Source organism: Moritella sp. JT01, assembly GCF_001574435.1.
Classification (GTDB): Bacteria; Pseudomonadota; Gammaproteobacteria; order Enterobacterales; family Moritellaceae; genus Moritella.
The window spans coordinates 78,669-98,328 of sequence record NZ_LOCN01000026.1 but is presented as its reverse complement, the minus strand read 5'-3'; the positions used below and the strand labels follow the sequence as shown (position 1 = coordinate 98,328).

The 19,660-nt window shown below is 38.7% G+C and carries 11 protein-coding genes; 5 read left to right on the top strand and 6 right to left on the bottom strand.

What is annotated here, in order from left to right; genetic code table 11:
* Positions 1–36 precede the first annotated feature (36 nt).
* From AKG98_RS18210 to AKG98_RS18185, 6 genes are all read right to left on the bottom strand, one after another.
* Positions 37–1,866 (bottom strand): Hsp70 family protein, encoded by a 1,830-nt coding sequence (locus tag AKG98_RS18210; RefSeq protein ID WP_067049256.1) that lies wholly within the window; start codon positions 1,864–1,866, stop codon positions 37–39.
* The gene (locus tag AKG98_RS18205) at positions 1,863–2,501 is read right to left on the bottom strand and encodes a DUF2760 domain-containing protein (protein WP_067049253.1); all 639 of its coding nucleotides are present in this window, start codon (positions 2,499–2,501) and stop codon (positions 1,863–1,865) included. Before AKG98_RS18205 ends, AKG98_RS18210 begins: the two co-directional genes overlap by 4 nt.
* Before the next feature lie 305 nt (positions 2,502–2,806).
* Positions 2,807–4,267, bottom strand: a complete 1,461-nt coding sequence (rsmF, locus tag AKG98_RS18200; RefSeq protein ID WP_067049251.1) for a 16S rRNA (cytosine(1407)-C(5))-methyltransferase RsmF — start codon at positions 4,265–4,267, stop codon at positions 2,807–2,809.
* A 98-nt stretch (positions 4,268–4,365) separates the two neighbouring features.
* A complete protein-coding gene (locus tag AKG98_RS18195; protein ID WP_067049249.1) occupies positions 4,366–7,080 on the bottom strand; it encodes an MlaD family protein in 2,715 nt (904 codons plus the stop codon).
* Positions 7,067–7,690, bottom strand: a complete 624-nt coding sequence (locus AKG98_RS18190) for a paraquat-inducible protein A (RefSeq protein WP_067049247.1) — start codon at positions 7,688–7,690, stop codon at positions 7,067–7,069. Before AKG98_RS18190 ends, AKG98_RS18195 begins: the two co-directional genes overlap by 14 nt.
* Positions 7,677–8,285, bottom strand: a complete 609-nt coding sequence (locus AKG98_RS18185; protein WP_067049244.1) for a paraquat-inducible protein A — start codon at positions 8,283–8,285, stop codon at positions 7,677–7,679. Before AKG98_RS18185 ends, AKG98_RS18190 begins: the two co-directional genes overlap by 14 nt.
* 247 nt (positions 8,286–8,532) lie before the next feature.
* On the opposite strand from AKG98_RS18185, the gene AKG98_RS18180 reads away from it, so the two are divergent.
* The 5 genes from AKG98_RS18180 (at position 8,533) to AKG98_RS18160 (ending at position 19,613) form a co-directional block, all read left to right on the top strand.
* Positions 8,533–8,844, top strand: coding sequence for a YebG family protein (locus AKG98_RS18180; RefSeq protein ID WP_067049241.1), 312 nt, complete (start codon positions 8,533–8,535; stop codon positions 8,842–8,844).
* Between the two features lie 205 nt (positions 8,845–9,049).
* Complete coding sequence (gene proQ, locus AKG98_RS18175; protein ID WP_067049239.1) at positions 9,050–9,682, top strand: RNA chaperone ProQ; 633 nt, start codon at positions 9,050–9,052, stop codon at positions 9,680–9,682.
* A 113-nt stretch (positions 9,683–9,795) separates the two neighbouring features.
* Positions 9,796–11,796 carry a carboxy terminal-processing peptidase gene (gene prc / locus AKG98_RS18170; protein WP_067049237.1) on the top strand — a complete coding sequence of 667 codons (2,001 nt, stop codon included), beginning with the start codon at positions 9,796–9,798 and terminating at the stop codon, positions 11,794–11,796.
* A 92-nt stretch (positions 11,797–11,888) separates the two neighbouring features.
* Positions 11,889–14,501, top strand: coding sequence for an aminopeptidase N (gene pepN / locus AKG98_RS18165; protein ID WP_067049235.1), 2,613 nt, complete (start codon positions 11,889–11,891; stop codon positions 14,499–14,501).
* A gap of 261 nt (positions 14,502–14,762) precedes the next feature.
* Entirely contained in the window at positions 14,763–19,613 is a 4,851-nt protein-coding gene (locus AKG98_RS18160) for an NAD-glutamate dehydrogenase (RefSeq protein WP_067049232.1), read from the top strand.
* Positions 19,614–19,660 lie beyond the last annotated feature (47 nt).

The following is a 19,660-nucleotide window of genomic DNA, read 5'->3' as shown; positions in this document are numbered from 1 at the left end:
ATATAACGACAGTGTAATGATTATGCTAGATCATGTTTATTGACGAACAGTTAATTCAATTTCCCAAGCTTCATCACTATTATTTGCGATAGCTTCAACTTTTAGTGTGCCAACTTCAGTGACTGTCACTGAAAGTGATACAGGAACCACATCGCCACTGTTACGGCTATTTGTTTCAAGTGTTACTTCGATATCAGGTAGTTGCTCAAGGTCTTCTGGTTGCCAGAAATCAAGGTGCGTACCAACCACATCGTCACGACGTACTGTTGAACCAAAGAATTTGAATTTAACTGGTTGACCGACTACTAAACCAAATTGGTGTGTAGTTACATCAACATTTGAACCTTCTTCCAGACCAAATGGTGCAATACAAACTGCTTCAAGTGGCGGTTCGAAGCCAGGGATAGCAGGCATTGAGCTTTCAACACCGACATAGTATGAACTCGCTAAACCGCCTTTAATACGAACGCCTTTACCATGTTTCGCATAACCGTGGTAACAAGCACCATTCGCAACAGCAAGATCTAAATCAATACCCGTTAATAGTTTTGCTTCTTCTTCAACGTCAGCTGTAATTAACCAATCGTTGATAATACCCATTAGCTTAGTGCTGATAGCATCAGATTTAAACACACCACCATTAAACAATACGGCCGTTGGTTTAATGAAGTCACCGGCATCGGTTTCTAGTGCGTCATGCTGTTTATTCAAGAAATGCGCAATGTGCTTAGTGATTGCCGCATCTTGTGCATACGGTAGACCAATCTGTGTTAACGCTGTGCGCGTATTCTGTTGTGGCATATCGGTCACAGCAGTTGCAGGAAAGAAACCCTCTAAGATAGTTTGGTGTACTTCCTCGCGTGTTAATTCAGTTTGCATCGTGCCAGCAATTAACTTTGAGCCACGACTAGGGATAACAATTGGCATTGCTTCTATGTCATTATCTGATAGCAGTTGTTCCTTAGCGTCACGACAAGCATGTGTGATCGCTTGAATTTGCCAAGGTTGTAACTGTTTACCTTCTTGCATTAACTTCATTTTTAGACGATATGCAAGGGCAAGATCCATATTATCACCGCCAAGTAGGATATGTTCACCTACGGCAACACGTGATAATGTTAAGTTACCTTCAGATTCGTCAACCGATATTAATGATAAATCCGTTGTACCACCACCGATATCGATGACTAAAATAGTATCGCCAACATTGACTTGGTCACGCCATTCGTCACCGCATGCTTCTAACCAGCTATAAACTGCCGCTTGAGGTTCTTCAAGTAGATTTAAATGTTTAAGGTTTAAATCTTGTGCTGCTTGTGCCGTTAAGTTACGTGCTGCAGGGTCGAAAGAAGCAGGGATTGTGATGGTTACGTCCTGCTCTGAAATCGGTGCATCTGGGTGTGCATCATTCCAAGCGGCTGCGAGGTGGTTTAAATATTGGCTTGTTGCTGTTACAGGCGAGATCTTTTCAACTTCGTCAGGACTTGAGAACGGTAAGATCGGATCATGTGGGCTTACAGTCGCATGGCTTAACCAGCTTTTTGCACTTGATACCAAACGGATAGGTGTCTTTAAACCAAGTTTACGTGCTACATCACCAACAAGGACTGTATTTTCACCATCCCATGGTAATGGTGTTTGATCTTGGCTGATCTCATCGGCATGTGCTTGATACACAAATGAGGGTAACTGATATTTCTCGGTTACCGAACCTGGTGCAGATAATTGTGGGATTGCAAATAGTTGCTTAACGGCTTTATCATTTTCGTCGGTAAGATCTATGTATGATAGTACACAGTGTGTAGTGCCTAAATCGATACCAATACTGAATTGTGCGGTTGTTTCGTTCAACGTTATGTCGCTCATAGTTCAACCTCTGCTGCTGCAACGATGTTAGCATTGTGGCCTTGTGCCATTTTTGGCAGGTTTACGCTGCTGATTTTCCAGCCTTGGTGGACTAAAATACCACGATAAGGTGCTGAACCAAGCACGTTACCAATCAGTTTGATTTCTGATGGGTTAAAACCTTCAGCAACAGTTACTTGGCTTTCTTCTTCTTCAGTACGGATCGGCGTGAACGTGAAGTATTCATTAATTACTTTTTTACTACCAGTATGGATGATACGTGCTGCAGCACCAATTTGTTCATCCGTTGCACCCGTTAAGTCTTCTTGAATGAAATCAACAAAACGTGCTTCATTTTGTAGCAGTGATAAAAGCTGACATGCGGCAGCTGGACTTGCTTCTTGTAATGGTGCTTTAATTTCAACAATTTTTTCTACTTCAACGATTTTCTCAACGTCGACGTGTTTAATGACTTCCACTATTTTTTCGATTTCAACGAATACTTCTTTTTCAACAATCTTTTCTATCTCAACTGTTTTTTTACCACCTCGAACCAAGGTAATTAATAATAAGATTAAAGTCAGAGCGAATAAGGCGATATGCGCTGCATCAGGACCCGCAGGTAGTTCAGTGATGTTAGTAAGGTCGAAGTTCATATATTTTACTCAAGTTTGTATAAATCAATATTAACGGCGATTTTATCATAGTTATTTATGTAACGAAGCATAATGTGATTTTTTAGCTTATTTACCTTGTAGTTAGGAACAAAGAATAGCCATTTTAGCTGGAATAATTAGAAACATATTTTCAAGGTGAGTTATTTTAAAAAATAAATAAAAAAAAGCCCAATACAAATCCTTGTAGTGGGCTTAGGGAAACTGGCATTCTCATAATATTAAATATAGTAAATTATTTGCGTATATCAAATTGCCATTAAGTTATCGTGCTGTCGGTCGTGATATTATTCGTTAAACAAGTTGTTATCACGAACCAGGTCACGCGGGTAGTTATTTTTTAAACGCTGATTAACACGTTTACCTAAACCAAGCACACTACCTTCGAGTAATACCACAAGTTCACCCTGTAAGTCATCTAAATTATCGATGTCTATATCAGCAAAGTTAATGTCACGTCCCATGATGTATTGTTTAGCTTGCTCAATATCAAGTGACACGGAGTTTCTATCGCAGTGATGACCGAAGGTGCGCGCCCATTCATGTTGTGCACGGAAGCCTTTTTTAAACTTCTCAGCAATCTTAATACCGATACGATCGAATTTGAATTTACCGATGAACGCTGGGAATTCTTTCGGGAATAGCCAGATTTCACTATCACGATGATAGAAGACGCCACTTTCAAATTCAAAATTAAAGGTGTCACAGAAATAATCACGAATTGCGTCATTTTCGATACGGCTAACTGGGCTAAACGGGAATACTAAGCGTTTTTTCTTTTTAATTGGGCGTAGACCAAGTGATTCTTTTTTAGTGAATTTAGCAACAAAGAAACCTTCACTGTCATAAATCTGTGGCCAGACATGCAAGAAACCTTCTGCAGTTAAACAATCATTCGCCGTTGGGAATAGGTCGGTAAGCGGAATAACATCTGCGTTATCAGGATACAAATCGAGGAGATGTTGGCAAACAGCTTGGTTCTCCGTTTGATTTAATGTGCAGGTTGAATAGATTAATGTGCCACCGGGTTTTAAGGCTTTAAATGCACTTTCAATTAATTCTTTCTGAATATCCGCAATGTCATTGATACTGTCTAACGACCAATTAAGCATCGCTTTATCATCTTTACGGATTGCGCCTTCACCTGAACAAGGTGCATCAAGTAACACAGCATCAAACATTTCAGGTAACCAAGTACCAAATACATTCGCATCATAGTGACTAAGAGCAATGTTTTTAATACCACAGCGTTTGATATTCGCGCTTAATACTTTTAATCGGCTAGATGATAATTCGTTAGCCACAATGAAATTATTATTATTACACAATGCAGCAATCTGACTTGTTTTTGAACCGGGCGCTGATGCGCAGTCAAGAATAGTATTGTATTGCGCTGTGGTACCTGATACTTGTTCTTTAAATAACGCGGTAACAGGTAGCATTGAGCTGGCTTCTTGAATATAAAAAAGGCCTGCGATATGTTCCCAGCTATTGCCTAGCTTGGTTTCTGTATTTTCTTGTTGTAACCAAAACCCTTCTTCACACCAAGGTATTGATGTGAGTATCCATTGTTTTGTTTTTGCTAATTGTTTAAATTCTTCAACAGAAATTTTAAGTGTGTTTACACGAACACTGGTTTTCAATGGTGTTTTGCAGCAAGCAATAAAGTCATCCATAGAAAGGTGGTCAGGGATAATGTTACCCATTAGCGTAAGGTAATCTTCAGGCAGTTTTATATTGGAATGCACTTTGCGGGCTCAATTGAGAAAGATGCGGGCATTTTACCATATACCCCAGCTACTTCAAGTTTATGAAATTCGTCGTAGCTGGGTATTACATTATTCTCTTATTTAGCGGGCTTTTGGATTTTGGTGTCCCACTTCAACCAGTCGGGGTTAACTTCTGGGGCTAATTTGAATTGTGTGAAAGGCGCAGCTGATTTGCTATTTTTATCTGGATGCGGTGTGGCAAACGCAATACCACCAGCCAGAATCGTTTTTAATGATTCTGCTTTTAGGGTAGCGCCAGTTAAACCAATATCAACATTAAACCCTGATACCGCCCAGAATTGGCTATCGTTGCGGACAAGATGCTGATATTCAGGTTGGATATTAAGCGTAATTAGTACCTTATCACTGAGAACGGACAATTCAGAATGCGTAATTGAGCCGACTTCTATTTGACGATAATAAACCGGTGTACCTGTTGTTAATGCCATTAAGCGTTCACTCACTACAGTAACGGATAAGCCGACCTTTTCAGAGGAAATATCCGGCGCTGCGTTGAGCACGTTGAATCGTTTAGCTTTATGACCATTACCTTTAGTTACGTTGATATACGGGCCAGAGAGTATCGTATTGGCGTTTTTGATACCATCTAAACTCACATCAATCGTTTCTAACCAGTACTGGCTACCTTGGCGGGTAAAGTATTTAGCGTAATCGGTTTCTAATTTAGCTGTTGCTTCAACAAAACCTTGGTCAACTTTAAGCTTAATACGACTGATTTCACCGACCTTTATACCTTTGTGTTTTATTTCAGTACCGACATGAATGTCTGTGCCTGACTCAAATGTTAACGTGACTATTGGGCGATTATCAGTTGCCGCAGCAAAGCTTCGGAACAGTTTGTAATGGGTCAATTTTGACTTGGCTAGACTTACTTTATTGTCATTGACCGGTTTGATGTTATCAAAGTTAATTCCACCCGCTGCAATCGTTAATAATGATTCTGTTTGAACTTGTAAATTACTTAAACTGCCTGATATTTTAATACCAGAAACATCCCAAAATACACTGTTTTTGTTGATAAGGTGTGCATATTGGCTAAGAATATCAAGCGTGATAATGATGTGTTCGTTGTCAGACGCTAAACGAAAATTCGCAACGCTGCCTACAACTAATTTACGGTAATATACTGGCGCGCCATTAGAGATAACATGGTTTGGCTTACTGACTAAGGTCACCGATTTATTTGCTTTAAAGGCGTTGTCACCCAATTTAGCAAGTGCTAAAGAAGGGTAGAGGCGGTATTGTTGTTTTTTGCGTTTAGTTTTAAACGCAGGGTCGTTAACCAGTTCAATACCGCCACTGACTAATGCTGCGATGGGGGAGGATTTAATGTTGATGCCAGATATATTCGCATTCACCGATACACCACTAACATTGATGAAACGTGATGACGGGGTAAGTAAATGCGCATAGTCTTGATAAAGATTAACGTTTAAATCAATTAAGTTAGTTTTAGTATTAAAGCTCACATGACTAATATGGCCAATAGGGTAATTCTTATAATAAACCTTGTTACCCACGGCTAAGCCGTTAGCATCGTTAGCGGTAATCGATATTTGTTTATGTGGAATAAGATCATCTACGTTTGACACTAAATCAAATGTAGTCCGTAATTCACCTTTTCCTGGTGTAAAGAGAATGTAATTACCAGTGACAAAATTAGCTACATTTTTACTTTCCGACAAAGACAGCTTGGCTTTTTCAACCCAAAATTGTGTGCTGTCACGAAACAGATCTACGACGTCAGGGTTTACATCGGCAATTGCGGTGGCGACAAATGATGCGTTTTGTGTCGTTGGAATTAATGATTGTGTCATTACTTGTGTTATTTCACCGACTTTCAAGCCGTTGTAGTAAATATTATTACCAATTTTAATATCGTTACTGTTGCTTAATTTGAATTCAATTTGTTCGGCACGTTGTGCATCACTAATGCTAGTGTATAGAGGATATATTTGATTTTCACTTGCTTGTTTACCAATGGTGGGTGAATCAAATGCGAGTGCGCCACTGATAATGGCGGTTAAGCTCTCGGTTTCTACTTTGACGCCATCAAACCCAAACTCTGCATTAATGCCGCTTGCATTCCAAAAACGTGATGTGTCTTTAACAAGATAGCTATATTGTTTATCTATTACGGCTTCGACCAGGATCTCATCGGTGCTTTTATCCAGCGTAAAACTATGCACTTGACCGACAGGGATCTTCTTATAGAAAATCTCTGAGCCTGGGCGCACTGATGAGAGTTTGTCAGCGGTTAAATGCACAATCAACCCCTCATCATCTGGCGGGTTGTTCGGCGCATTCTGTACCGCTGTGAATTCGATACTGTATTCACCATCACCCGGTGAAAGGTCAATATAGTTGCCTGTTACTAGGGCGTCTAAACCTGAAATTCCTGCAATCGAGGCTTTCGGTGCAACGAGCCAAAATTGTGTGTTGCGGCGTAGTACTTGTTCTGCTTTATTATCAATTTCAGCGGTGACGTAAACACCTTTAAGGTTGTCATCTAGCGCGATGTTTTTTACCTTCCCGATTATTAAGCCTTGATATTTAACCAGTGTTTTACCGGCGACAATGCCATTCGCATTCGAGAAGTGTACTCGGATCTCGATACCGGCTTGGGTAATACTTTGGTACATAAGGTAGAGGCCTAGTATGACTGCTACAATGGGTAGCAACCATATTGGCGACATCACATTCGGTTTATGTAGCACAGGTTTAGGTGCATTACAGTTATCCGGCATTTGTGGTTCGTTATTTTCTTTCATTTTTATGGTTTAAATCCCAAATTAAACGTGTATCAAAACTTTCTGCGGCGAGGATTGTTAATATAACAACCAACCCAAAGCAAGTTGCTCCATATCCGGGATCAACGGAGAGTAAATTTCCTCGGTTGATCACCGCGACCATAATTGATATAACAAACAAGTCCATGATGGACCATTTACCGATCCAATGAATGGCATTAAATAATAATAATTTTCGTTTTGGTGTAATAAATATTTTATTTTGAATCGATAATAAAATCAGCATTAAGCCGATTATTTTAAATAAGGGAACTAAAATAGAGGCGATAAATATAATGATCGCAATACCTAAGTTATCACTTTTTGCTAGTGCGATAGTACCAGACATAATGGTGTCTGGCGTAGACTGACCAGCACTTGTTAGCGTACTTATCGGCAACAAGTTGGCGGGAATCATCATTATTGCCGCGGTAATCAAGAGTGCCCATGTTTTTTGAATACTACGTGGTATACGAAAATGAACACGCGTGAAACAACGCGGACAACGTTGCCGTTTTACATCCTGCTTCACACTGATTAATAAGTGACATTCATGACATTGGGCAATTTTATTATCTTTAGCGTTTTGCATTTTTCTCCATTTTCTGCCAGAAGATTTCTAGGTTGAGTCCATACATAATAAGGCTAGAAATAAACATAAGTGAAACAAAGCTAAGTAAACCTAACTGTAGTTGGATATCAGCAATGTCAGAAAGTTTAAATACAGCGATCAAAAAGCTAACAAGATAAACTTCTAACATACTCCATTCGGTAAAAAACTTAACGAGTTTGAGTAATAATATGAGCTGTGGTGTGTTACGTTTAGTCAGTAATAATAAACAAACTTGTGCGAGACAAGATAAAAATAGAAAGGGTGCAATAAAACTACAAAAAATAACGAGTAAACCGACGAAGTAAAACTTTTTTTGTAATAAGGCCCAAGCGCCTTGAATGAGTGTCGCTGATTCTTCGACCCCCAGCATGGTGATAGTGAACATTGGAAACACATTTGCAATAACAACAAGTATAAGCCCCGTTAATGAAAGAGCTAATACGGAACTAATGGAAAAAGCATTATTTGTATATAATAACGTATTACAACGGGGGCACAGTGCATGCCTATTTTTTGCAATAGGTATATGATCAACAATAAGATCACATTTATTACAGACATTAATATTCGACATTTACACCCGCCAATAGTTAATTCACTATGCTTTTAAAGTTAGCACAATCATATTGCGTTCATTAATAGCATTATTTTATCGTAAATATCAACAGTATCACAAGTTTATCCTTCATGAACGTGATTATAATATGACTGAATTAGTCTGCCTTAACTTGAATCGGGCATATTTTATGAACAGTGACTTGAATTAACAGGGAATACTAAATACACTGTCATAATATACAGTGTATTTAGGGAATTAGTTCATGGCCGTAATAGTAAAGTATGTAGTTGAGCGAAATGGTGTGGAAAAAATGGTATCTACAAGTAAAAAAGAAGCGGATGCATATGACAAGATGTTAGATGTTGCAGATGGTCTTACAGACTTTATCGGTACATCATTACTTGAAATAGATGATCGTCTAACTGAAGAATTAGCATTATACTTGGCACAAAATAGTGTATCGCTACAGGTCATCTTGAAAGGTGGCAAATTAAAAGCGACTGAAGAGAAAGAAGAAAAGGCCCCAAAAGCTAAAAAATCGTCAAAAAGCACGGTAGAAAAAGAAGCAGCTTAATCTTTCATACGCTTAATTATTGTTTGTAAAAGCATAAAAAATCACCGAAAGAGTTATTTTTTAACACCTTTTGGGGTTAAATTGGCGGATTAAAGATAGCATTTAATTGCAATCGCTCTATAATAGCGATAAATTTTATACATGCGATATAGCAAGATTACCATTTTGTTATGTCAGAACAATTAGAAGTAATTTAAGGTCATTCATGGAAAACATTGAAAAGCTAAAAAATAGCAAAGAAGTTATCGCTTACTTGGTGGAAATATTCCCAAAATGTTTCACTGGAAAAGGCGAAGCTAAACCGCTAAAAATTGGCATTTTTCAAGATCTGGCTGAGCGTCTAAAAGAAGACGATAAAGTTAGTAAAACATTATTACGTACGGCACTTCGTCAGTATACTGCAAGCTGGCGTTACCTTCACGGCGCTAAAAAAGATGCTGTACGAGTTGACTTAGATGGCAACGACGCAGGTGTTTTAGATGCAGAGCACATAGAGCATGCACAAAAAACACTTGAAGAAAGCAAAACTAAATTTTTCGCTGAACGTAATAAGAAAAATGCAGAACAAAAGGCAAAAGCTGAAAAGCAAAAACCTGCTGTTAAAAGAGCCCCTAAAAAAGTAGCTAAAAAATCGGCTCCTAAAGCGGATCAAAAGCCTACAATTAAAGTTGAACGTCCTGTAAATGAGTCGGAACTTAAATCAGGTCAATCTGTCAAAGTTGTTATTGGTAAAGCACCGGTACAAGCAACTATCGTTGAAGTATCTAGAGATGGTGTTCAAGTTGAACTACTATCTGGACTTTCTCTAAAAGTAAAAAAAGAGCACCTTTTTGTATAAAGCAATAAGAGTGTTTTGAATTTTTAATAGTTGAGTGTTAGCTAAAGATATGAAATTTTGCTGATACTTGACTATTATGAATTTAGCGTTACTTATTCTCAAAAGGATTTTTAATGAAAAAAGTTTTACAACGAACTTTTATCAGTGCTTCGGTACTATTGGCCACGCATGCTTTCGCATTTGATCCTGCCATTTCTATTCAAGAACTCCCTACATTAAAACAAGAAGCTCAGCATTCTGAAGCCAGTAAACGTCTTGTTAATCTCTTTACTCGTTCACATTACAAATCGATTGATTTTGACAATGGCTTTGCTGTTGAAGTTTTTGATCGTTATTTAAAGCAACTTGATGCTTATCGCACAATTTTTTTGCAAAGTGATATCGATAATTTTAATAAATATGCACTTTCATTTAAAAAAGATTTTCGTCAAGGTCGGCTTGCACCCGCTTATGATATTTATACCGTAGGGCTACAACGTCGTTATGAACGTTTTGCATACGCATTAACGTTACTTGATACTGAAATCAAATTTGATCGTGATGACGCGTATTACTTTGACACATCTGAATTAGATTGGGCAAAGACGACTGATGAGTTAAATGAACTATGGCGCCAAAAAGTAAAATATGAAGCACTCAATTTAAAATTAACCGGTAAAGACTGGCCTGAGATTCAAAAATTACTGCGCAAACGTTACGATACTGCCATTAAGCGTTTGAAACAGACACAAAGTGAAGATGTATTCCAAACATTGATGAACTCGTACGCTCGGAGTATCGAACCACACACATCTTATTTATCCCCACGTAATGCGGACCGTTTCAAAACTGAAATGAACCTTTCTTTAGAAGGGATCGGTGCAGTATTACAAACCGTTGATGACTACACCGTTATTCGTTCTTTGGTTTCTGGTGGCCCAGCTGCTGCAACGAAGCAACTCAAAGCCGAAGATAAAATAGTTGGTGTTGCGCAAGATGATAAGACGATTGTTGATATTGTTGGCTGGCGTCTTGATGATGTCGTCGACAAGATCAAAGGCCCTAAAGGCACGAAAGTGCGTCTTGAAATTATACGTGGCGAAGGTGCGAGTGCAAAACATAAAATAGTGGAAATCATTCGCGATAAAGTACGTTTAGAAGACCGTGCAGCAAAATCGAAAGTCATCGATGTTGAAGGCGAGAAGGTTGGTGTTATCGAAATACCCAGTTTCTATGACGGTTTAACTAAAAATGTACTGACTGAATTAACAAAGCTTAAAAAAGATAATGTGAGCTCTATTATTGTCGATTTACGCGATAACGGTGGCGGTGCATTAAAAGAAGCAAACTCACTTTCAGGTTTATTCTTCGATTCAGGCCCGACAGTACAGGTTCGTGATGCGAGAGATAAGGTGAACGTACTCGAAGACCGTGATGGAAAAACGTACTATGATGGTCCGCTCGTTGTATTAGTTAACCGTTATAGTGCATCAGCGTCGGAGATTTTTGCTGCTGCATTACAAGATTATGGCCGTGCACTCATTGTTGGTGAGCAAACATTTGGTAAGGGCACTGTACAGCAGCACAGAACCTTAGCACGTTTGTATGATCTATATGACAAACCAATCGGTAGTGTGCAATATACTATATCGAAATTCTACCGTATTAACGGTGGCAGCACTCAATTACGTGGCGTACTGCCTGACATTACTTTCCCATCGGCAGTAGAACCTGAAGACACAGGTGAGTCAATTGAAGATAATGCGCTGGCTTGGGACCATATCCGTAAAGCAAGCTATCAACAATCGTTAGTATTGCAATCAAAAATTAATGTGTTAACAGAAAGTCATAACAAGCGTGTTGCTGTTAATCCTGAGTTTAGTTATATCCAAGAAGATATTCTTAAATACAAACAGGAACTTGATAGTAAAACAATTTCTTTAAAAGAGTCTGTGCGTATTAAAGAACGAGAAGAGAGCGAAGCGATTCGTTTAACTCGTTTGAATGAACGCTTAGCACGAAAGGAATTACCTGCGGTTAAATCATATGATGATAAACCAGAGGACTTCGAGTTTGACGATACATTCTTATTAGAAACAGCCAATATAGCGATTGATTTAAGCAAATCTAGCTAGACCACCTCTATTTTTACTCCAAGTGCAGCGGGATGCTGCACTTTTTTTCCTTTATTTTTACGTCTCTATCCGTCGATAGATTAGGACTATAAATGACAGTTATGCCTAATGCTAAGCACTTAAAAGATTATACAGCCCCAAATTATTTCATAGACAATATCGATCTTGATTTTAATCTTGATGACAGCAACACTAAAATTGTTGCGATCAGTAAGGTTCGCCGTAGTGGTAGTCATAATGACCCGCTTATACTAGACGGTGTTGACCTCACATTATTATCAGTGTCTATCGATGGCCATCACATTGATAACTACTTAGTTAAAGATAACCAGCTTATCATCTCTGATTTACCTTCTGAATGTGTATTAATCATTGAGACGAAAGTGAACCCACAGGAAAATACCAGTTTAGAAGGCTTATATAAATCTGCCGACGCATTCTGTACACAATGTGAATCTGAAGGTTTCCGAAAAATTACCTATTATCTTGATCGCCCAGATGTGCTGGCTGTGTTTAGTACTAAGATCACCGCTGACAAAGCGACTTTCCCCTATTTATTGTCTAATGGTAACTGTGTTGATCGTGGTGAATTAGATAATGGTCGTCATTGGGTTCAATGGCGTGACCCTTACCCTAAACCGGCGTATTTGTTTGCGCTGGTTGCCGGTGATTTTGATGTATTACGCGATAATTACATTACGACATCTGGTCGTGATGTGAAGTTAGAGTTGTTTGTAGATAAAGGTAACTTATCGCGAGGCCATCATGCGATTGAATCTCTAAAAAGTTCAATGAAATGGGATGAAGACCGCTTTGGCTTAGAATACGACCTTGATATTTATATGATTGTTGCCGTTGATTTCTTCAACATGGGTGCAATGGAAAATAAAGGGCTTAACGTATTCAACTCTAAATATGTATTAGCAGATGCGGCGAGTGCGACTGACGTTGATTATCTGGGTATCGAAGCTGTTATTGGCCATGAGTATTTTCACAACTGGACGGGCAATCGCATTACTTGTCGAGATTGGTTCCAGTTAAGTTTGAAAGAAGGCCTCACGGTATTCCGTGACCAAGAGTTTAGCTCTGATCTGGGTTCGCGTGCAGTTAACCGCATTCAAAACGTTAAAATTTTACGTTCTGCACAATTCCCTGAAGATGCAGGGCCAATGGCGCATCCAATTCGTCCAGCGTCAGTGATTGAAATGAATAATTTCTACACTGCAACTGTCTATAATAAGGGCGCAGAAGTTATCCGCATGATCCACACGCTTCTTGGTGAAGAGAATTTCCGTGCTGGTATGGATCTTTACTTTAAACGTCATGACGGTCAAGCCGTGACGTGCGATGACTTTGTTGCGTCCATGCAAGATGCATCTAGTGTAGATCTCACTTTATTCAAAAACTGGTATTCACAATCAGGTACCCCGCAAGTAACGGTGACAGATCATTACGATGCTGAAAACAATATTTATACGTTATCAATGCAGCAACATACGCCAAGCACTGCCGATCAAAAAGTAAAACAAGTACTTCATATTCCTGTTGATATTGAATTGCTTGACGAGCAGGGCGGCAAGATTGAATTAATATTTGAGGGTAAGGGTGTTCACCATATTTTAAATCTTACTGAAAAGCAGCAAGATTTTGTGTTTGAAAATGTAATGTCTGCACCAGTACCAAGTTTATTTAGAGAGTTTTCAGCGCCAGTTAAGCTTAACTATGCTTATACCAATGAGCAACTTACCATGCTAATGGTACATGCGAGTAATGATTTTGCACGTTGGGATGCATCACAGCTATTAATTAATAAGCATGTGATTAACAATGTAACCCGTATTCGTGATAAACAGAATCTGGTGCTACCGACAGTATTTGGGCAGGCTTTCCGTGATTTAGTGAGCAATGAAGAGCTCGACCCAGCCCTAAAAGCGGAGATGTTACAGTTCCCATCGACGAACAGTTTAATGGGCTTGTTTGACGAAGTAGATGTCGATGCTTTACTGACAGTGACTGCTTTTATTAAATCTGATATCGCTGCGAATGTTGCAACAACTTGCGCCTCTATTTATGCTGACATGCCTAAACGTGCTTACGAAGTAGAGCATGCGCATATTGCTTTGCGCTCATTAAAAAATGTGTGCCTTGAATATATCGCATTAGCGGGTGTTAGGAATGTTAATGAATTGGTATTAGCTCAATTTAAACAGTCAGATAATATGACTGATACCATGGGGGCGATAAGTGCTGCAAACAAAGCGCAATTACCTTGTTTTAAAACCATGATGTCTGCATTTGAAACAACCTGGTCTCATGATGGCTTAGTGATGGATAAGTGGTTTTCTCAAATTGGGGCTAGCCCAAGTGACAATTGCCTCACTGTCGTTAAAGACACGCTGAACCATGCTAGCTTCTCTTTAGCAAATCCAAATCGAACGCGTTCATTAGTGGGCAGTTTTTCTGCACATAACACCAGCGCTTTTCATGCGATTGATGGTAGTGGTTATGTTTTCTTAACGGATATTTTATGTCAGTTGAATAGCAGCAACCCGCAAATTGCATCTCGATTAATTACGCCGCTTATTGAATTTAAGAAGTTTGATCAAGCCCGCCAAGCCTTAATGAAAGTGCAACTGATCCGTTTAAGCAAGCTTGATGGTTTAGCTACTGATTTATTTGAAAAGATAGATCGTGCTCTAGCTTAACTCGACACCCCAGCAAACGTTTAACATTAAGTTAAACGTTTGTTTTATAAAAAATGGGTATTTTGGCCAATTCTGGCGTCATATACCCACCTTGAGTAATTATTCAATGTTTTATTCTTAAAAACCTTCATTTATCTTTCTATCTTGTTGCCTCTGTAGCATTTTTATTACAAATATTAATGTTAGAATGCCCGCTTGAATTACCTCATAAGTTACTTTTTTAGCTAGACTTAATAAACCAAGATTTGAAGGATTGCTAGTATGTTGAATAAAACGCCTATTCCCGTGTTACTGGAAAACGTAATCAGCCTTGTAAAGACTAAAGTAGATGCAAAAAGCAATACATTAGTCGAGCAGTTTGTCACTGCATTATATGCTGGAATGAGGCAAGAAGATCTCTCTTCGCGTAGTGATAGTGATCTGTATTGTGCTGCAATTAGTTTGTGGAACAGATTGAACAGTAGTAACAATAGCGGCCCTGATATTTGTGTTTACAATCCAGAGATCAGCCTCAATGGTTGGCAATCAACACACACGATTGTTGAAATCATTGTCCCTGATTCACCTTTCCTGACCGAATCTGTAATGATGGCGTTATCTCGACTTGGCGTAATTTCACATTTGATGTTACATCAGCCAATTGCTTTGAAACGAGATGAGAACGGCCGTGTAAATAAAATTTTAACAAATCCTAAAAATGCGAAGAATTTCACCTCAGAAACAGTATTTTTAATTGAAATCGATCGTCAAACAGAAAGCAAAAAATTAGATGCGATTAGTGCAGAATTAAACTCTGTATTAAATGAAGTTGCTTTAGCTGTTGGTGATTGGTCTCCAATGCAAGATAAATTAACCTCTGTTATTGGGATGTTGTCTTCGCGACCTAAACAAAAAGGTATTGATTATTCAGATACACTTAAATTCTTAAAGTGGCTGTGTGATCATAACTTCACTTTACTGGGTTACCGTCACTATGACATTGAACCTGTGAAAGGTGATTACGTTATTACACCTGATTGTGATTCAAGCCTGGGCATCATGAAAAATTCGGTGAATAATCAAGGTTATTGTTTAGGTAATTTATCGAGAGATGCGCGACGTGAAGTATTGTCACTGAACACACTTATTTTAACAAAGAGTGATGCTAAATCACGTGTACACAGACCTGCTAACATCGATTATATTGGCATTAAATTATTTGACGAAGACAACAACGTAATTGGTGAAGAGCGCTTTATTGGTTTATATGCGTCATCTATTTATAACAGCAGTGCAATGGATATTCCGCTTATCAGCGATAAAATCAAACGTGTACTTGTTGCATCTGGCTATAACCCTGCAAATCACTCACACAAAGCGTTATTGAATATTTTAGAAACGTACCCTCGAGATGAAATCATTCAATCGAGTGAAGCGGATATCTTGCATTGCGCGCTTGGTGTTTTACATATGCAAGACCGCGATCAAGTTAAGTTATTCGTGCGTAAAGACTTATTCGGTCGTTATTACTCTTGCATGGTTTATGTCACTAAAGAGCGTTACAACACATTATTACGTGAAAAAACGCAACAAGTATTGGCTGACTATTTAGGTAGTGATAAAGAAGTTGAATTCAATACTTATTTCTCTGAAGGTAATATGGCTAGAACACATTATCTTGTCCATGTAGATCAGAATGATAAAGAAGTAAAAGTGAATATTTCCGATATTGAACAAAATATAACTGAAGCCGCTAAGTCTTGGAATGACAAATTCAAGACCGCTATTGTCAGCCATTATGGTGAAGAAAAAGGTCGCTATTTATCTGAGCGATATGGCTATGCTTTCCCACAGTCATATAAAGAATATGTATTACCAAATTCTGCTGTCGCGGATATTATTAAATTAGAAACATTGTCGACAGAGCATAAGTTAGAAATGATTTTCTATCGTGCGCAAGAAGAAGAACATGATTCTAATCATGTTCGCCTAAAATTATTCCATAAAGATCAACCAATTCATTTATCCGATGTATTGCCTATGTTAGAAAATATGGGATTAAAAGTACTTGGCGAAACACCGTTTAAAGTAAAAACAGCAGACGGCACTGTATACTGGGTGCTAGATTTCACCATGCTTTACACGGGTGACAACGTACTAGATACGACCAAACGTAGCGCTGACTTTATGTCTACGTTCCATCAAGTATGGGAAAAGCGTTTAGAAAATGATGGTTTTAATAAATTAGTACTAAAAACAAATCTTGCTGGCCGTCAAATTTCAGTGTTACGTGCTTACGCAAAATACATGCGCCAAATTGGTAATAACTTCAGTCAGTCGTATATCGAAAATACGTTGACGTCATTACCCGAGTTAGCGAATAGCTTGTATGCTTATTTTCATCAAAAATTTGCAATGGACGAAGGTGCGATTGATAGCCTAGATATCATTGCTAACTTTGAAAGTAAGCTTGAACAAGTTAATAACTTGGATGATGATCGTATTATTCGTCGTTTTATTGATTTAATTACAGCGACGTCGCGTACGAACTTCTATCAAATCGATCCAAAATCAACAGCGACTGATCAAAGTAAAGCTTATATTTCGTTCAAATTTGAATCGTCATTAATTCCGGACATGCCGTTACCGTTACCTAAATTTGAGGTGTTTGTTTATTCACCACAAGTTGAAGGTGTCCATTTACGTGGTGGCAAAGTGGCCCGTGGTGGTCTGCGTTGGTCAGATCGTCGTGAAGATTTCAGAACCGAAGTACTTGGTCTTGTAAAAGCACAGCAAGTTAAAAACACGGTAATTGTACCTGTGGGCGCAAAAGGTGGTTTTGTTTGTAAAGAAATCCAGCCAAGCCACAGCCGCGATGAAGTTTTTAATATTGGTAAACAATGTTACCGTACATTCATCCGTGGTTTACTTGATATCACAGATAATATTGTAGAAGGTGAACTGGTTCATCCACAAAACGTGCGCTTCTATGATGAAGATGATTCATACTTAGTTGTTGCTGCAGATAAAGGTACCGCGACTTTCTCAGATATTGCCAATGAGATCAGTGATGAGTATAACTTCTGGCTGGGTGATGCGTTTGCATCGGGCGGTTCAGTGGGTTATGACCATAAGAAAATGGGTATTACAGCGAAAGGTGCTTGGGAATCTGTTAAGCGTCACTTCCGTGAAATGGGTATTAACTGCCAGGAAGAAGAGTTCACTTGTATTGCTATCGGCGACATGGCGGGTGATGTATTTGGTAATGGCATGCTGTTATCTAAAAGCACCAAGTTAATCGCAGCATTTAACCACATGCATATCTTCATCGATCCAAATCCAGATTGCGCAACAAGTTATGCAGAACGTGATCGTTTATTCAATCTACCTCGTTCAAGCTGGACTGATTATGATCGTTCTATCATGTCTAAAGGCAGTGGTATCTTCTTACGTTCAGCAAAAGCTATCACGCTAACACCAGAAATCAAAAAGATGCTTGGTACAAAGGTGTCACTAATGACACCAACTGATTTGATTAAAGCTATCTTAACATCGCAAGCTGATTTGTTGTGGAATGGTGGTATCGGTACTTACGTTAAAGCAACATCAGAAACGAATAATGATGTTGGTGACCGAGCGAATGACCACGTACGTATTAACGGTAATGAACTTAACGTTAAGATTGTTGGCGAGGGTGGTAACTTAGGTTGTACTCAGCTAGGTCGTATTGAATATGCGAAAAATGGTGGCCGTATTAACAGTGACTTCATTGATAATGTGGGCGGTGTGGATTGCTCTGATAATGAAGTAAACATTAAGATCTTACTTAATAGTATTGTGAGTAATGGTGATTTAACACGCAAACAACGTAACGAATTACTGTATTCAATGACAGACGAAGTCTCTGAAATTGTATTGAATAATGCTTACAAGCAAACATTGTCAGTATCAGTGACTCAAACGCGAGCTGCTGAACAGCTGAAAGAACAAATTCGCTTTATGCAAATGCTTGAGCGTAACGGTAAGTTAAACCGCCAACTTGAATTTTTACCAAGTGAAGAAGAGCTAGCGGAACGTTTAGCTAAAAATGAAGGCTTAACACGTCCAGAGCTTTCGGTACTACTTGCTTACGCTAAAATGCAATTGAAAGAACAATTGAATTGCCCAGAAGTGTATGAAGATGAATTATTATCTAAATTGCTAATTACAGCATTTCCTAAGCTGTTACAAGACAAATACAAAGGTCAAATGCAACACCATCCACTTAAAAATGAAATCATCGCGACACGACTTGCGAATGAAATCATTAATGACATGGGGCTGAATTTTGTTGGCCGTATGCAAGATGAAACGGGTGCGACAGTTGTTGAAATTGCGAAATGTTTTGTAATCAGTAAACATGTTATCGGCATGAAACACATGTGGGATAACGTGACAGGATTAGATAATGAGCTAGATTCTGAAACACAATTAGACATGTTATTTGAAAGTCGTCGTTATATTCGTCGTGCGACATGTTGGTTAGTGCGTTACCGTGACCGTAATACGAGTATTGCGGATACTATCGCGTTCTATAAACCTATCTATGATGGCATGAAAGAAAATACTGCTGAAGTGTTGGTTGATGCTGACAAAGAAAAACAAAATGCACGTATCGAAGGCTTGGTTGAAAAATCAGTGCCGAGTGCGATTGCAAACGAAATTGTACATCAAAACACATTATTCTCGGCGTTTGATATTGCTGATGTTTGTAAACAACACCAGGTACCGATGTCATTAGTGCAGCATATTTTCTTCGCGTTAGGTAACAAATTGCAGTTACATGACTTTATGCATCAAATTAACTTACAACCCGTTGCAAACCATTGGCAAGCGCTTGCAAGAGCAGCATTTCGAGAAGAGCTTGCGCTACAACAACGTAGCTTAACATCCGTGGTGTTATCTACTTGTTCATCAACAGGTAAATGCGATATAATCATAGACGAATGGTTATCTGAGCATGATGCGCTTGTTGTTCGTTGGCTGCAAATGTTGACTGATTTTAATATGAGTTCTTCGCATGAGTTTGCTAAATTCTCCGTTGCGTTACGTGAATTGAATTTACTTCACTTAAGCTGCCGTAATGCGAGTTAATGGATAAATTAGTGTTTACGTATACACTCAATTAAAATGATTTAATT

Bases quoted from the DNA above. Each gene is read 5' to 3' on its own strand.
- AKG98_RS18210 (WP_067049256.1), bottom strand. From the start codon at position 1,866: ATGAGCGACATAACGTTGAACGAAACAACCGCACAATTCAGTATTGGT.
- AKG98_RS18180 (WP_067049241.1), top strand. From the start codon at position 8,533: ATGGCCGTAATAGTAAAGTATGTAGTTGAGCGAAATGGTGTGGAAAAA.
- AKG98_RS18185 (WP_067049244.1), bottom strand. From the start codon at position 8,285: ATGTCGAATATTAATGTCTGTAATAAATGTGATCTTATTGTTGATCAT.
- AKG98_RS18160 (WP_067049232.1), top strand. From the start codon at position 14,763: ATGTTGAATAAAACGCCTATTCCCGTGTTACTGGAAAACGTAATCAGC.
- AKG98_RS18195 (WP_067049249.1), bottom strand. From the start codon at position 7,080: ATGAAAGAAAATAACGAACCACAAATGCCGGATAACTGTAATGCACCT.
- proQ (WP_067049239.1), top strand. From the start codon at position 9,050: ATGGAAAACATTGAAAAGCTAAAAAATAGCAAAGAAGTTATCGCTTAC.
- AKG98_RS18205 (WP_067049253.1), bottom strand. From the start codon at position 2,501: ATGAACTTCGACCTTACTAACATCACTGAACTACCTGCGGGTCCTGAT.
- pepN (WP_067049235.1), top strand. From the start codon at position 11,889: ATGACAGTTATGCCTAATGCTAAGCACTTAAAAGATTATACAGCCCCA.
- AKG98_RS18190 (WP_067049247.1), bottom strand. From the start codon at position 7,690: ATGCAAAACGCTAAAGATAATAAAATTGCCCAATGTCATGAATGTCAC.
- prc (WP_067049237.1), top strand. From the start codon at position 9,796: ATGAAAAAAGTTTTACAACGAACTTTTATCAGTGCTTCGGTACTATTG.